The sequence below is a fragment of the Candidatus Competibacteraceae bacterium genome (genome assembly GCA_016699715.1).
Classification (GTDB): Bacteria; Pseudomonadota; Gammaproteobacteria; order Competibacterales; family Competibacteraceae; genus Competibacter.
This window is the reverse complement of sequence record CP065007.1, coordinates 2,845,713-2,861,074: the sequence shown is the minus strand read 5'-3', so window position 1 is coordinate 2,861,074 and position 15,362 is coordinate 2,845,713. Positions and strand designations below refer to the sequence as shown.

General features: G+C 63.5%; 8 protein-coding genes and 1 pseudogene. 5 read left to right on the top strand and 4 right to left on the bottom strand.

Annotated features, from left to right (window positions below; genetic code table 11):
• The first annotated feature begins 175 nt into the window (after window positions 1-175).
• Together IPM89_12900 and IPM89_12895 are read left to right on the top strand one after the other, a co-directional pair.
• Window positions 176-4,702, top strand: coding sequence for an AAA family ATPase (locus IPM89_12900; GenBank protein ID QQS53741.1), 4,527 nt, complete (start codon window positions 176-178; stop codon window positions 4,700-4,702).
• A gap of 20 nt (window positions 4,703-4,722) precedes the next feature.
• Complete coding sequence (locus IPM89_12895) at window positions 4,723-5,226, top strand: tetratricopeptide repeat protein (protein ID QQS53740.1); 504 nt, start codon at window positions 4,723-4,725, stop codon at window positions 5,224-5,226.
• 68 nt (window positions 5,227-5,294) lie between these two features.
• On the opposite strand, the gene IPM89_12890 is transcribed toward IPM89_12895, so the two are convergent.
• Both IPM89_12890 and icd read right to left on the bottom strand, forming a co-directional pair.
• Entirely contained in the window at window positions 5,295-6,122 is an 828-nt protein-coding gene (locus IPM89_12890) for a sulfite exporter TauE/SafE family protein (protein ID QQS53739.1), read from the bottom strand.
• Between the two features lie 139 nt (window positions 6,123-6,261).
• Window positions 6,262-8,025: an isocitrate dehydrogenase (NADP(+)) gene (gene icd / locus IPM89_12885; protein QQS53738.1), complete on the bottom strand. Its 1,764-nt coding sequence runs from the start codon at window positions 8,023-8,025 to the stop codon at window positions 6,262-6,264.
• A gap of 170 nt (window positions 8,026-8,195) precedes the next feature.
• Here icd and IPM89_12880 point away from each other — a divergent pair.
• Window positions 8,196-9,126 (top strand): annotated as a pseudogene (locus IPM89_12880) (LysR family transcriptional regulator).
• A gap of 46 nt (window positions 9,127-9,172) precedes the next feature.
• On the opposite strand, the gene IPM89_12875 reads toward IPM89_12880, so the two are convergent.
• Both IPM89_12875 and purE read right to left on the bottom strand, forming a co-directional pair.
• On the bottom strand, window positions 9,173-10,285 hold the full coding sequence (locus IPM89_12875) for a 5-(carboxyamino)imidazole ribonucleotide synthase (protein ID QQS53737.1): 1,113 nt from the start codon (window positions 10,283-10,285) through the stop codon (window positions 9,173-9,175).
• Window positions 10,282-10,779: a 5-(carboxyamino)imidazole ribonucleotide mutase gene (purE, locus tag IPM89_12870; protein QQS53736.1), complete on the bottom strand. Its 498-nt coding sequence runs from the start codon at window positions 10,777-10,779 to the stop codon at window positions 10,282-10,284. Before purE ends, IPM89_12875 begins: the two co-directional genes overlap by 4 nt.
• Before the next feature lie 268 nt (window positions 10,780-11,047).
• Here purE and msrP point away from each other — a divergent pair, with 268 nt between their 5' ends.
• Together msrP and IPM89_12860 are read left to right on the top strand one after the other, a co-directional pair.
• Window positions 11,048-11,962 carry a protein-methionine-sulfoxide reductase catalytic subunit MsrP gene (gene msrP, locus IPM89_12865; GenBank protein QQS53735.1) on the top strand — a complete coding sequence of 305 codons (915 nt, stop codon included), beginning with the start codon at window positions 11,048-11,050 and terminating at the stop codon, window positions 11,960-11,962.
• Window positions 11,963-12,095: 133 nt separating this feature from the next.
• Window positions 12,096-15,338, top strand: a complete 3,243-nt coding sequence (locus IPM89_12860; GenBank protein ID QQS53734.1) for a discoidin domain-containing protein — start codon at window positions 12,096-12,098, stop codon at window positions 15,336-15,338.
• Window positions 15,339-15,362: the final 24 nt, after the last annotated feature.

Genomic DNA, 15,362 nt, shown 5'->3' with positions numbered 1-15,362 from the left:
AATGAATTCATCTGAATATGCATCAATTGCTCTTGCTCGCTGGATTACCCTAAAAACCCCACAAGAAAATGACTTCGCGCGCGAGGGCTTACCGGCTATTGACATAGAAAAATTCTTTCTCGAACTGGCTGATCAATCTTTTCCTGCGGAAGAATTTTCCATCGCGATTTCTGGGATGGATATTAGAGCAACGAGTCTTGAGGAAGTAGCACGGCGGGTAGGATTAGTTGGTATTCGAGAATTCGCCGATGACCTGCATGTGGCGGCGGAATGGCGTAATAATCGAGTACGACATCCCCGCACCATTGCACTCGCTAGCGGTTATAACGCGGGTGTGCATACCCTGAGTCATTATGCCCGCCCCTTGAGCGCCGACCTTGCGCGAACTCTACTCGAAGACGCGCGGGAAAAATTACCCGTTCGGGCTCCGGGTTCACCGGAAGTTCATCGCCAGCTTTTATACGAGATTTTGGTTGCGCCAGAACTGGAATCCCTGCTCTCGCTTGAAGCCTGTGCGGAGTATCTGGCCCGTTGGGATGCGCTGCGACCGGAACAAGGCAATCGCGCTCCATGGCTGGCCTTGCCTGCTCTCGGACTCTTGGTGGATGAAAATTTGTTCGGCCCGGATCACGTCAGCAAACGGCTTGCCCTGAACCTGGCCACCGTCCGGCAAGTGAAAACCCTCCGGGCATCCGACCTTCGCGTCCGGGCGCGGCGGCACTACCAAAATCCCGCGCGGCAAGCGGAAATGACCGAAGCGGTAGTCGCCGTGGAGTCGTATATGGACGCGATCCAGCGCGGTGTCGAAGATACGCTAAGTCTTGCCAAGGCGCTGGTCGTGGCCCGTCCGCCGAAGGATGAGCCCGAAGAGGACAAGAATCTCCCCACGCCTGACCCCACCCCTGATCCCAACCCAAGCGATCCGCCTTCCTTGGCTGATGAATCTTCCGACGCGCTCCTTGATGGACGCGACGAGGATTTGGCCGCCATTGCCGATGCCATTGATGAAGCCTGGACAGCCTTCGATGAGGCTCCCAGCGAGGATATCGAAATTCCAGTCACGCTGCCGTCCAGTCAGCGTGAGGTGACCGGAACGACAACGGTCGACCGCAAAGTGCTGGATTGGGTACAAGCTTTTTGTAGCCAGGAAAATTGGGGCGGATTTCTGGACACCTCGGAAACGTTTCTGCCAGTCGCACTGGCCGGTGCGGCGGATCGTTCTCCGGTTTTTGTGCACCCGGATCGGGTCGTGACCATCGAGGGTGAGGCGCTTTCGCTGGAGGCACTATTGGCGGCCTGGGATGAGGATCTGCCGGGATTGATCGGGCGCCACACCCAACTGGCCGCGACTTGGCGAGCATTTCAGACGCTGCGTACTGGTCTGTTGCCGCATCTCGGCAAGCTGATCTATCACGCCCGCTCCTGGTTGGATGGACGGCCCGAGATACTAACGCAAGTTCGCCGCTATCTCGAACTGGCCGCCACCCTGTACCGCGAAACCCAGGAAAACTATCGCGTCATGGCGTCGAGCAGCCCCGATTGGGCACGGTCGGCGCTGGAAGCGCTCCTGGCGTTGGACATCGTGCAGCTGCGGGTCCATTTGCCCAACGGCAAACTGGCCGCCAAGGCGGTGCTGTTGCCGACTCATCCCCTTTACCTGTGGCGCAACGAACGGCTCTCGACCCTATTGCGCGGTCTCACCAAAAGTACTTCCCTGGACGCTGGCGACCGCGAGGTAGTGCGCAGAGAACTGGAGCGTCCGGAACAATTCCTGTCCGTGGTACGGCTGGGCAGCCTGCCGGCGGGGTACGGTTTGAACCAGTTACTCCCGCTCGCCAGCCAGGTCGAAGGTTTGCCGGTATTCGAGAACCTGATCAATGCCTGCTCGGGGGCCGATGGCGCCCGCGCCCTGCATCAGGCACTGGATCAGTACATCATTCTGCACCCAAACCATCCCTATCCGCTGCGCGTGGCCCTGATCAATCCACCGCAGCCCGAAAATCTGATGATGGAGTTGGTGCGACTGCTCAACGACCCTCGCTATCGAGGCGGGCAGAAGCTAGCGGCGGTCGATGCGGCGATCTATGCCACTGGCCAACACGCGGATCGCCTGCGCGCCGCATTGAGTTTCAGCAATACCCGCAAGGAGGACGAGGTACAGGAAAAAATTGCCGCCGACCGCCTTCATCTGCATTTGGACGAAACCTGTCTGAGCGATGAACCGCCGCACCTGGGCGACATCGTGAACCGGATCAAGGCGCGGCCCTGCCATGTCGCGGCGATTTTCGATGAATCCACCATTCGCCTGCGCCAGCGGGGCGCGGGGCAGAATCTGCCGATGAGTCCGTTCTGCATCCGCTACGACGTGCAACTGGATCGCCGTTCCGGGCGCATCGAACTGCGCCCGCAGCCGGGTGAATCGCCGTTCAGCGAATTCCTGCTGTTGATGAACGAATTGGAGGGCAATCAGCGGGACGTGACTCCCCATGCCTACGCCGACGCCGAAGCGCTGGCCCAGACCGCCGACGAAATTCTGCAAGGTGATCATCCCGCCGCCCGTTGGCTGTTCCTCGCCGACCGGGCGCTGCCGTCCGAAGCCGGGATGCAGTCGGTGCGGATCTGGGAACGGCGCGAAGGGATGCGCGACACGTTTCTGGCAGCGCGGGATTTTGGCGCGCTGGCCCGCCTGATTCGGCCTGTATTCGCCCACCCGCTCAACCTGACGGTGACCCCGGAACACATGAGCCGTTTACTGCATCAGGGCGCACGGCTGTTGGGCAGCGGGGTGCTGGACATCATCAGAAAGCAGGACGGGCAACCCGATCAGAAGAAGGTTATCGGCTTCGCCGGTCTGCTGTTCGCCGCCCGCGACTTGCAGCGCCGTTATCCGGGTGCGCTGGTACTTTCCGTCGATCACCCGCTGGCGCGGCTCTGGCTGCGGACGGGGAAGCGGGCGCTGGAGAATCGTTGTGATTTGCTGGTCTTGTGGAAAGACGAAACGGCGGCGGCGTTCCATCTAATCGCGGTGGAGGTCAAGGCGTCGAACAACGATCAAATCGAGATCGCCCGCTTGGCTCATGCCGTGGAACAGATCGGCAACACCTTGGAGGCGGTGGAAGACGGGCTCGCCGCCGCGTCGCTCCAGCCGCGCTCCCCGCTCTCCATCCCCCGTTGCGAAATGTTGAAACAAACACTGGCCCGTGCCGCGCAGGCGCGTTCCAGCGACGGAGCGATGGATCGCGCCAACCGGCTGCGCTGGGGCGGCTGGCTGATGGAACTGTTCGCCGTGGAAGCAGGAAAGATGCCGCATGTCCAAGTTAGCGGCGATGTGATCAGCGTGCTCTTACGCCGGGAAGCGGTGGGAGTTGCGGAATCCCTGAAACCAGCGCTGCAATGGCCGGTCATTCATCGAATACTCGGTCTGCCGGAAGTCGACAACCTGTTGAACTGGGAACCAGCCGCGCCCACTGCCATTACGCCCGCTCGCCCTGTCTCCGCAATCGAGACGACCGCTGCCTCGGAATCATCCCCGGCATCGGCGGTCCCCGATCCCGTTTCACTACCCGAGGAATTCAGCGCACAGCCGCTGACGTCTCCATCTGCCCCGGTCCCGGATCGCGTACAGATGGCGGCAGCGCCTATCGCTCCATCCAATCCGGCAACCGGGCAAATCTGGCCACCCCCGGTCAATGCCTTGGGCATGATCGGCCAATATCAGGCGGTTGATCTGCTGGTCAAACAGGCCCAGCTCTCCAAAGCGCTCGGCGAACGCTTTCCCGACAAGCTGCTGGTGGGTCCCGCCGGCGTGGGTAAAAGCACCCTGGCACGGAGCATTGGCGCACTGCTGCTGAATCGGGAACCCTTGTTCTTCAGCGGTTCCGATTTGCGCCGTCCGAGCGATTTGCTGGAACGGCTAACGCAGGAAGAGTTGGTGCCGGCCGCATCTGGAGTTGGAACGATACGTATCGAGCCATGCCTGATTTTCATCGATGAAGTACATGGCATTTCGGCATCTGTGGCTACCGCGCTTCTGAGCGCCATGGATGATCGCCGAATTACGTCCATCGAGGGTGGTCTTTACGATTTCAACCGGGTGGTGTTCCTGCTGGCGACCACGGATCAGGGCAAGTTGTCGGAGGCTTTCCAAAGCCGGCCCAATAAAACCTGGTTGCGTTCCTACACACTGCACGAATTGGCCGGCATCATCTGGCTGCATGGCAAGGATTGCCTGGACAATGCGGAGCTGTCGCGGGAAGCCTGTTACGAAATTGCTGCCCGAGCGCGCTGCAACCCGCGCCGCAGCGTCCGCGACCTGAGCGAAGCGTTGCGCCCGCATTTCTTTCATTGTGCGGGGCAGCAAATGGACGGAACTCCGTCGCTACGGCAAGCCGCCGAATTGATGATTCCGGAGAACATTGCGGCTTTCTACGAATCGCAGGGTATCGACTATAACGGCCTCGACGACGTGGCCCGTCGCTTCCTGCATTATCTCAAACAGCACGGTGCGGTTTCGGAAGCCACCTTGAGTCAGGCGCTGGGTTTGACGCACCGGCAGGATTTCGTGGAAACGGCGGAATATCTGGTGCGCCTGGGTTTGATCGAAACTTCGTCGGCGGGACGGAGTTTAACGCGGGAGGGAAAGCGATATTTGAACTCCAGCCCGCCGCCCGATTTGCGTAGTCGGATTTCGCGAGCGATGTAGCTTGAGAGGAGAATGACGTTATGACCGTCAACGATACCCTGGTTGCCTTCACGCTGTTGGTGACGATGCTCGCTGTGGTAGTTGGGGCGATGGCGTATTGGGAGTTTAGCCAAATCAGAACCTTGCGCCAAAATCTCCAACAGTTCCAAATCGAGCTGCGTCAACAACTGTTCCGTGCCCAGAAAGCGCAGCAACGCATCATTGCCAGTTACGGCATGGCCGATCCCGTGCAGCGGATCGCCCTGCTGAAATCCGCCATAGACGCCGATCCCGATAGCTTCAATGGCTACAATGCCCTGGGTTACGCCTGTCTGGATCAAGGTGACCTGCACGCCGCCATTGCCGCTTTCAAGGAAGCCTCGGTTCGCCATCCTGACGCCAAGGAAGGCTATTTCGACCTGGCCGAAGCCTATCGACGGCTCGGTCGAATCGATCTGTGCAAAGCCGCGCTGGAACAGGCGGTCAAACACGATCCGACCGCGAAAGACGATTTGGCCAACGACAGCCGGTTCCAGAACCTCTAAGCCAGCGCCGCTCCATCCGACGGTCCATGTGGTCGAATTTGTCGGGTGATGTGGCTTGAGCAGGTATTTCAACGAAGAACCAGCTTTGCCAACATAAACACCGCCACCGCCACGATCATGCCGGCGAACAGCTTTTGCAGGGTGGGGCCGGCGATGCGTTTGCCCACCGCGATACCCACCGCCATGCCGGCCAGGCCGCCCAGCACGAAGCCGACCGTGATCCCGATATCCAGTCGGTGACCGGCGATGATATGGGACAGCAAGCCGATGGCGCTGATGATGGCGATCACCCACAGCGAGGTGGCGACCGCCCGCCGCATCGGTAGAGAAGCGATCAACACCAACGCCGGCACGATCAGGAAACCGCCCCCCACGCCGAACAGCCCGGACAGCAAACCGGTCGCGGAACCGGCCGCCGCCAGCCGCACCGCGCAGCGTGAGGTGAATTGCAACTGACCACCGGGGGCATAGCGGCAGGCGGGTCCGGCCGTGTCGTCGTTCGGATCGGGACCCACGCGAACGATGCGGGTTTCCTCCGGCCGGCGGCTGGCCTGCCGCCACATGCGGAACGCCACCGCCAGCATCAGCAGGGCAAAACCGGTCAGCAGCGCCGCCGCGGGAAACCGTGGGCTCAACCAGGCGCCCAGCGGCGCGCCGACGATGCCGGACAGACCGAAGATCAGCGCGGTGCGTGGTTCGGCCTCGCCGTCGCGCAGCCGCGCCAGCCCACCGCCCAGCGCGGTAGCGCCGACCGCCGCCAGCGAAATGACCACCGCCGCGTGCGCCGGCACATTCATGCCGTACACCAGCAACGGCACGGCGAACACGGAACCGCCACCGCCGGTCAGGCCCAGGGAAAACCCGACGATCAGGCCAAAGAGCAGGCTAAGAGTCATGCGTGCGATAAAGGGACAGCAAGGTAGAGAGCAGACATCATGCCGTTCTCCAATAGCCAAACGAAAACGGCGCTCGCGCCCGACCCGTGGATCGTAGCGCGAGCGCCGTCGTTGGTTCCGGCGTGTCAGCCGGCCGCGATCAGACTTCGCCCCAGCCGAACACTTCCACGGTGCGGAACAGATCGCTGTCGGTCACCATGCCGACCGGCTTGCCGTCCATCTCGACCACGACGCGGCGCACGTTGGCCTCGGCCATGCGCTGCGAGGCATCGGACAGCGACATTTCGCGCTTGACCGTCACCAGCGGCCGGGTGGCGATTTCGCCGACCTGGGTACGCGCCGGCGAGCGATTGGCGCTGATGACCTTCTTGAGCACGTCGCGGTCGGTCATGATGCCCCATTGGCCGCTGGCGTCGGGCTCGATCATGACCGCGTTCACACCCTTTTCGATCATCTGGTGCATGGCGACGTTGACCAGTTCGTCGTTCCTGACTTTGATCACTGGCGACATGATGCCGCCCACCGTGGTCGGCATGCGGCCGGAAGCCAGCATCGCCTGCAAGGGATCGGCCACGCGTTGTGCTTCCAGAACGCGGCGCTCGGCTTCGAGTTCCCGACGGCGCTGTTCGGCCTCGGCGCGCAGGGTGGCGCCGTGCGCCTTGATCTTGGCGATGATCAGGTCACCGAACTGGCTGGTCGGTACCTCGGTGGCGCCCTCCATCTGCCGGGCAAAATCGTAAGTAACGGTCTTGTCGGCGATCACCTGGGTCAGCGCGATTTCGATCAGGTCGGCGGCTTCCTTCCAACCCATGTACTGCAACATCATCACGCCGGACAGCATCAGGGAGCCGGGATTGACCTTGTCCAGATTGGCGTACTTGGGCGCGGTGCCGTGGGTGGCCTCGAACACGGCGATATGGTCGGCCATGTTGGCGCCCGGCGCGATGCCGATGCCGCCCACTTCCGCCGCCACCGCGTCGGAGAGGTAGTCACCGTTCAGGTTCATGGTGGCCAGCACCGAGAATTCTTCCGGCCGCAATTGCAGCAACTGGAAGATGATGTCGGCGATACGGTCCTTGATCACCACCTTGCCGGGGGGTTGCTTGCCGCCGTAGACGCTGTACAGGTCGTTCTCGGTGATGGTTTGATCCGGGAACTCGTCGCGCGCCAGTTCGTAGCCCCAGTTCCGGAAGGCGCCTTCCGTGAACTTCATGATGTTGCCCTTGTGGACCAGGGTCACGCTGTCGCGGCCATGGTCGATCGCGTACTGGATGGCCTTGCGCACCAGCCGCTTGGAGGCGAATGGCGAAATCGGCTTGATGCCCAGCCCGGCGGCATCGAAGAAGTTGGCGCCCATCTCCTCGCGCAGGAACTTGGCCAGTTTGACGTTCTCGGGGGAACCGGACTGGTACTCGATGCCGGCGTAGACGTCCTCGGTGTTCTCGCGGAAGATGATGACGTCCACTTTCTCGGGAAAGCGCACCGGCGAGGGTACGCCGGGGTAGTAACGCACCGGTCGGACGCAGGCGTACAGGTCCAGATCCTGGCGCAAGGCCACGTTCAGCGAGCGGAAGCCACCACCGACCGGCGTGGTCAGGGGACCCTTGATGGCCACGACCAGCTCTTTGATCGCTTCCAGGGTTTCATCGGGGAAGTAATTGCCGTCGTAAATCTCGGCGGCTTTCTCGCCCAGGAAGATTTCGCACCAGTTAATCTTGCGCTGGCCACTGTAGGCTTCCTCGACCGCCGCGTCCCAGACTCGCAGGGAGGCCTTGGTGATATCCGGACCGATGCCGTCGCCTTCCACATAGCCGACGATCGGCTGATCGGGTACGTGTAGCTTGCCATCCTTGACGGTAATCTTTTCACCGCTCGTGGGAATGCGGATATGCTGGTAGGCCATGGACCCTCCTTACTCGTTTTGGTTTCCACCGAGGTGTTGAACGCTGGGTTGCGCGGCGGCCCGTTACAGGGCGCGAAAAACGCGCATAAGCTACACGTAATCACGATTTATGTCCATGACGGCCATGGGTTGCGCCCATCCGGCCGCCGGCTGCCGCGAGTGTTGTCGCCATGACCCTGAACGAACTGCGCTACATCGTCGCGGTTGCCCGCGAACGGCATTTCGGCCACGCCGCCGAATCCTGTCACATCAGCCAGCCCACGCTGAGCGTGGCGGTGCGCAAGCTGGAGGACGAGTTGGGCGTGACCCTGTTCGAACGCGGTCCCGGCGAAATGACGGTGACGCCCATCGGTCGGCGCATCGTCGAACAGGCCCAGCGGGTGCTGGAGGAAGCCGCCGTCGTCAGGCAGCTCGCCAGCCAGGGCCAGGACGATCTGGTCGGGATGCTGCGGCTGGGGGTCATCTATACCATCGGCCCCTACCTGCTGCCGCATTTGATCCCTCGGCTGCATCGTCGCGCGCCCAAGATGCCGCTGCAAATCGAGGAGAACTACACGGCGGCGCTGGGCGAACGGCTCCGAACCGGCGATCTGGACGTGCTGATTCTGTCGCTGCCGTTCGACGAGCCGGGAGTGGCGACGCAAGCGGTGTACGAGGAGCCGTTCGTGGTACTGATGCCGCTCGGTCATCCGCTGGAGGCGGTGACGCAAGTCGATGCCCCCACCCTGGCCCGGCAGGAACTGCTGCTGCTGGGGGTCCGGTCACTGTTTCCGCGACCAGGTGTTGCGGTTCTGCCCGGAGTGCAACCGGCTGAGCGTAACCTCGGACAACATGCAGAGAACCCTGGAGGGCAGCTCGCTGGAAACCATCCGCTTGATGGTAACCACCGGAGTCGGCATCACGGTGCTGCCCTATACCTCGGTCAGCGGTTACGCCTACCCCAGCGATCTGCTCAGCGTCCGGCCGTTCGAGGACCCGGCGCCAACCCGGGTGGTGGCGCTAGCCTGGCGCAAGAGCTTTCCGCGCCAGCGTGTGATGGCCTTGCTGGCCGAGGCCATCCGTGCCTGCCCGCTGGGCGAGGCGGTGCGCTTGCTGGAATGAGGGGACCGGGAGACGAGCCGGATGCTGGCTTGGCTCCAGGAACCCATCAGCCTCGGCCGAATTCGCCGGCTTCGAGACCGACCAGCGGCAGCAACTGGTCGAGGCCGGTTTGCAGCGCGTCGGGATGCTCCGCCCGCAGGGTCAGATGCCCGACCTTGCGGCCTGGAAGCGGCGCTTTGCCGTAGGCGTGATAATGCGCGCCGGGCACGGCCAGCACCGCCGCTCGCTCGGGCATCGCGCCGATGCAGTTCAGCATGACGGAATGGCCGACGGCGGCGGTCGAACCCAGCGGCAGACCGAGAATCGCCCGTAGATGGTTTTCGAACTGGCTGGTTACCGCGCCCTCGATGGTCCAGTGCCCGGAGTTGTGGACGCGCGGGGCCATTTCGTTGGCGATCAGCCGGTCGTCCCGCACGAAGAACTCGATCGCCAGCAGCCCGACGTAATTCAGCCGCTCCAGCAGTCGGCGGGCGTGATTCCAGCCTTCACGTTCCAGCTCCGGCGCGGCCAACGGCGCCCGCGACAGTCGCAGGATACCGTTACGATGGTGGTTTTCCACCAACGGGTAAAACACGGTCGCGCCGTCGCGGCCGCGTGCCGCCAGCACCGACACTTCCCGCTGAAAAGGCACGAAGCCCTCCAGCAGCAGCGGCACGTCGCCCAACGCCCGCCAGGCGGGTTCGATGTCTTCGGGTGCGCGCAGCACCCGTTGGCCCTTGCCGTCGTAACCCAGCCGACGGGTTTTCAGCACCGCCGGCAGATGGACCCGCACCGCGGCGGCGCGCAGTTCTTCCAGGCTATCGACCGTGGCGAAAGGTGGCGTCGGGATGTCCAGTTCCCAGAACAGGCCCTTCTCATACAGTCGGTCCTGCGCCGCCGCCAGCGCCCCGGCCGGCGGATGGAAACTCGCGGTTTGCCGTTCCAGCGCGCGGGCCGCCGCCGCCGGCACGTTCTCGAAGTCGAAGGTCACCACCTCGGCCCATTCAGCCAGTTGCCGGAGCCGGGCCTCGTTATCGTAATCGCCCTGGATCAGCGGCGCGATCTGTCCGGCACAGGCATCGGCGGCCGGATCGAGCACCTGGAACCGCAGACCCAGCGGATAGCCGGCCAGCGCCAGCATTCGTGCCAATTGGCCGCCGCCGACGATGCCGACGTTCATGGTTGCGGATTCCGTGGATCGGGTTCGGCCAGTACGGCGGCGGTCTGCCGCGCGCGGAACGCGCGCGCGGCTTCGCGGATGGCGGGATATTTATTGCCGAGCAGGGCGGCGGCCAGCAGGGCGGCGTTGATCGCGCCGGCCTTGCCGATCGCCAGGGTGCCGACCGGGATGCCGCCCGGCATCTGCACGATCGACAGCAGCGAATCCATGCCGTTGAGCGCCTGCGACTGCACCGGTACGCCCAGCACCGGCAACATCGTTTTGGCGGCGACCATGCCCGGCAGGTGGGCGGCGCCGCCGGCCCCGGCGATGATGACCTCCAAACCGCGGGTCTCGGCGCCGGCGGCGTACTCGAACAGCAGATCGGGCGTGCGGTGGGCCGATACCACTCGTACTTCATGCGGCACGCCGAGCGCGTCCAGCGTGTTCGCCGCGTGTTCCAGGGTACTCCAGTCGGATTTGGAGCCCATGATCAAACCCACCAGTGGATTCATGCTGGTTGTGTCCTGCCAAGTTGACGGTTATCTGGCGAAAACATCCGCCGAAGCGAGCCGGAAGCTTGGGTGTCCCCAGGGCAAGAACCCCGCTTCGGGTGGAAGACGGTGAAGATTATACAATCTGGCGGTTAAATGCTTCTTAACCGTGTTCAAATGAGCAATAGAGCGTATTTCGGGAGAGGCCGTCAAGTTCCGGCCCGCCCACGCAACTCGCGTGGGCATCGCCGGTCACAACGAGCAGAATCCACCGTGGGAGCGCCGCGTCATGCTGATCAAGAAACCCGCCGATATCCGTCCGTCCGAAATCACCCCGCCCGAATGGTACGTCCGCCGCCGCGAGTTTCTGAAAGGCGCCGCCGTATTGGGCGCCGCCGCGCTGCTGCCGCCAGTGCTGCGCGGCGACCTTGCCCAGGCGGCGGATGACGATCTCACGCCGACGCCCTACGAGAAAGTGACTTCCTACAACAATTTTTACGAATTCGGACCCAGCAAAACCGACCCGGCCGAGAACGCCGGCAGCCTGAAAACCAGTCCCTGGTCGGTGACGGTCGAGGGTCACTGCGAAAAGCCGGGCCGGTACGCGCTGGAGGATTTTCTGGCCCCGCACCCGGCCGAGGAACGCATCTACCGGCTGCGCTGCGTGGAAGCCTGGTCGATGGTGGTGCCGTGGCTGGGCGTTCCTCTTGGCCAGATTTTGCCGCGATTCCAGCCGACCGCCAGCGCGAAATATGTCGAATTCACCACCCTGCTCGATCCGGCGCGGATGCCGGGACAACGGACCCGGTTGCTGGACTGGCCCTATGTGGAAGGCTTGCGGATGGATGAGGCGATGCATCCGCTGACCCTGCTGGCGACCGGGCTGTACGGCAAGGCACTGCCTAATCAGAATGGCGCGCCGCTGCGGCTGGTGACGCCGTGGAAGTACGGTTTCAAGAGCATCAAGTCCATCGTCAAGATTCGCTTTACCGAGCAGCGGCCGCGCACCACCTGGGCCAGCGAAGGTCCCAGCGAATACGGATTCTACGCCAACGTCAATCCAGCGGTCGATCACCCGCGCTGGAGCCAGAAAAGAGAGCGGCGGGTCGGCGATTTCTTTCGCCGCGATACCTTGCCGTTCAATGGTTACGCCGAGCAGGTCGCGGGCCTGTATGCGGGCATGGATTTGCGCAAGGATTTCTGAAGCCGCGCGGCGCGGAAAAACGCCGGCTAAAGTTGAAAGGCTTTTTTCGTCACGGGCCGCTTTTGTTTCACCTGTTCCAGACCGCCCGTCACGGAACCCCCCTAACAATGCGAGAATTTTCCGACGAGTGTTCGTGCCCATCATGTCGCCAGTCCGCGCCCTGCCTGCTCTGATTTTCATGACGATCCTGACCGTGCTGCCCGCCTCCATCCTGGCGGTTTCGCCCACGCCATCCGGCGGTGCGAACGAGCGCAAAACCGTGCCGCTTGACGATTTCGAAAATCTGGACGGCTGGAGCGTCGCCACGTCGCCCGGCACGCGGCTGGAGATCGCGCGGGATGCCGGCCGTACCGGTCGCGGCATGCGGCTGGATTTCGAGTTTCAGGACGGCGCCGGCTGGGCGATCGCCCGCAAGGAATTTCGCCTGCGCCTGCCCGACAATTTCGCGTTTCACTTCCAGCTGCGCGGCGAGGCGCCGGTCGGCGATTTCGAGTTCAAGCTGATCGATCCGAAGCAGAACGTCTGGTGGTTCAAGCAGCGCGACTACGCCTTTCCCCGCGAATGGCGGCCCATCGCCGTCAAGAAGCGCCATCTTAGTCGGGCCTGGGGTCCGGGCGGCCCGCTGGAAGAAGTGGCGGTGGTCGAATTCGCCATCCTGCCGGGGGCGCAAGGCCACGGTAAGGGCTCGATCTGGATCGACGAGTTAACCTTCGAACAACGCGAGCCGACCCATGCCTACACGCTGCAACCGGTGGCCAGCGCCTCGACCGCGATTGCGGACCGTCCACCGGCGGCGGTGTTCGACGCCGACCCGGCCACGAGTTGGCACAGTGGCGCGCTGGCCGAAGACCAGTGGTTATTACTGGATTTTCTGGTTCCGCGCGAATACGGCGGCCTGGTGATCGACTGGGACCCGGACGATTACGCCAGCGATTATCAGGTACAGGTTTCCGACGACGGTAGCGACTGGCGGACGGTTTACACCGTGCGCGATGGCAATGGCCGGCGCGATTACCTGTACCTGCCCGACGCCGAATCGCGCTACCTGCGCCTGAACCTGCAACGCAGCAGCCGGCACCGCGGCTACGGCATTGGCCGCGTCCAGATGCAGTCCTACGAGTTTTCCAGCTCCCCCAACCACTTTTTCGAGGCCATCGCCCGCGACAACCCGCGCGGTTACTACCCGCGCTATTTCCAGGGCGAGCAGTGCTATTGGACCGTGGTGGGGGTGAGCGGCGATGGCAAGGAGGCGCTGTTCGACGAAGACGGCACGCTGGAAGTGAATAAAGGCGGCTTCACCCTCGCGCCGTTTCTGTTCGCCGACGGCCGCTTGCTCACCTGGGCCGACGTGGAGCCGGTCCAGGATCTGGCCAACGGCTATCTGCCCATCCCCAGCGTGCGCTGGGAGCACGAGCATTTCTGGCTGGCGATCACCGTCTTCGCCGCCGGCCAGCCGGGTAAATCGACCCTGTACGCCCGCTACCGGCTGGAAAACCTGAGCGCCGAAACCCGCCATGTCACCCTGTTCCTGGCGGTGCGGCCGTTTCAGGTCAACCCGCCCTGGCAATCGCTGAACACGCAAGGCGGCGTTTCCCCCATCCACGAGCTGAGCTATGCCGACCGTGCGATCCGGGTGAACCGGACCGACCAGGCGATCGCCGTGCTGACCGAGCCTGACCGCTTCCGCGCCGCCACCTTCGACCAGGGGCCGATCATCGATTATCTGGCGGCCGGCAAGCTGCCCGACCGCGTTGCGGTGGACGACGCTTTTGGCTACGCCTCCGGCGCGCTGGAGTACGGCTGGGACCTGCGGCCCGGCGAGGGGCGCGAGGTCTACCTGCGCATCCCCTTCCGCGCGGCCGAGGCCGGCCCGCTGGCGCCGACCGATGCCGAGGCTTCCGTCCGCGCCAATCAGGTGCTGGAGCAAACCCGGCGGGAGTGGGAAACGCGACTGGACCGGGTCGAACTGGATCTGCCGCCGGTCGCCCGGCGGATCGCCGACAGCATCAAGAGCAATCTGGCCTATATCCTGATCAACCGCGACGGTCCCGCCATCCAGCCGGGCTCGCGCGCCTACGCCCGCTCCTGGATCCGCGACGGCGCGCTCACCTCGGCGGCGCTGCTGGGGATGGGTTATACCGAGGAGGTGCGGGAATTTCTGCAATGGTACGCGCCCTATCAAGCCGCCGATGGCCGAATTCCCTGCTGTGTGGACCAGCGCGGCGCCGATCCGGTCCCCGAAAACGACAGCCACGGCGAATTCATCTTCGCGGTGATGGAGTACTACCGCTACACCCGCGATGTCGGTTTCCTGCGCGAAATGTGGCCGTATGTGATCAAGACAGTCGGCTACATCGACTCGCTGCGTCAGCAGCGCCTGACCGAGAAGTACCGGGCCGATCCCGACTATGTGCCCTATCGGGGGTTGGTGCCGGAATCGATCAGTCACGAGGGCTACGCCAGCCAGCCGCGCCATTCCTATTGGGACAATTTCTTCGTGCTGCGCGGCCTCAAGGATGCGGCCGCCATGGCGGCGGTGCTGGGCGAGGACGCCGAGGCGGAACGGTTCGCGGCGATGCATCGGGCGTTCCGCGAGGATCTGTACGCTTCCATTTCCGAAGCCATGAAGTTGCATTGGATCGACTTCATTCCCGGCGCGGTCGAACTGGGCGACTTCGACCCCACCGCGACCACCATCGCCGTCGATCCGGGCGGCGAGTTGGGTTGGCTGCCGCAACCGGCGCTGGACCGCACCTTCGAGCGCTACGACGAATTTTTTCGCCAGCGTCTTGCGGACGCCACTTGGGAAGCGTACACGCCCTATGAACTGCGGGTGGTCGGCACCATGATCCGGCTGGGCCAGCGCGACCAGGCGCTGCGGCAACTGGCGTTCTTTTTCGAAGGCCAGCGGCCGGCGGCCTGGAACCACTGGGCGGAAGTGGTGTGGCGCGCACCCCGCGCACCCCGCTTCATCGGCGACATGCCGCACACCTGGATCGGTTCCGACTTCATCCGCGCGGCGCGTGCCCTGTTCGCCTACGAACGCGAGGCCGATCAGGCACTGGTGATCGGCGCCGGTATTCCACCCGCCTGGGCGACCAGTCCGGAAGGAGTGACGGTCAAGCGCCTGCCGACCTGGCACGGTACCCTGAATTACCGGATGGCGATGAGCGGTCCGGACACGCTGCGAGTGCGCTTAAGCGGCGATGTGGTCGTGCCGCCGGGGGGCATCGTGCTGCACTCGCCGCTCGATCGGCCGCTACGGACGGTGACGGTCAATGGCCAGCCGGTCCCGGCCCTGACCGCCGAAACCGTGCGGATCGACCGGTTTCCGGCTGAAGTGGACTTGCATTACCCCGGCATCCCCGCTCGATAAAGCTACACTTTCCTCCATCGCTTC

What these genes read in the sequence shown, in the direction of transcription:
- IPM89_12900 (QQS53741.1), top strand. Translation starts at nt 176, where the DNA reads ATGGATATTAGAGCAACGAGTCTTGAGGAAGTAGCACGGCGGGTAGGA.
- IPM89_12895 (QQS53740.1), top strand. Translation starts at nt 4,723, where the DNA reads ATGACCGTCAACGATACCCTGGTTGCCTTCACGCTGTTGGTGACGATG.
- IPM89_12890 (QQS53739.1), bottom strand. Translation starts at nt 6,122, where the DNA reads ATGACTCTTAGCCTGCTCTTTGGCCTGATCGTCGGGTTTTCCCTGGGC.
- icd (QQS53738.1), bottom strand. Translation starts at nt 8,025, where the DNA reads ATGGCCTACCAGCATATCCGCATTCCCACGAGCGGTGAAAAGATTACC.
- IPM89_12875 (QQS53737.1), bottom strand. Translation starts at nt 10,285, where the DNA reads ATGAACGTCGGCATCGTCGGCGGCGGCCAATTGGCACGAATGCTGGCG.
- purE (QQS53736.1), bottom strand. Translation starts at nt 10,779, where the DNA reads ATGAATCCACTGGTGGGTTTGATCATGGGCTCCAAATCCGACTGGAGT.
- msrP (QQS53735.1), top strand. Translation starts at nt 11,048, where the DNA reads ATGCTGATCAAGAAACCCGCCGATATCCGTCCGTCCGAAATCACCCCG.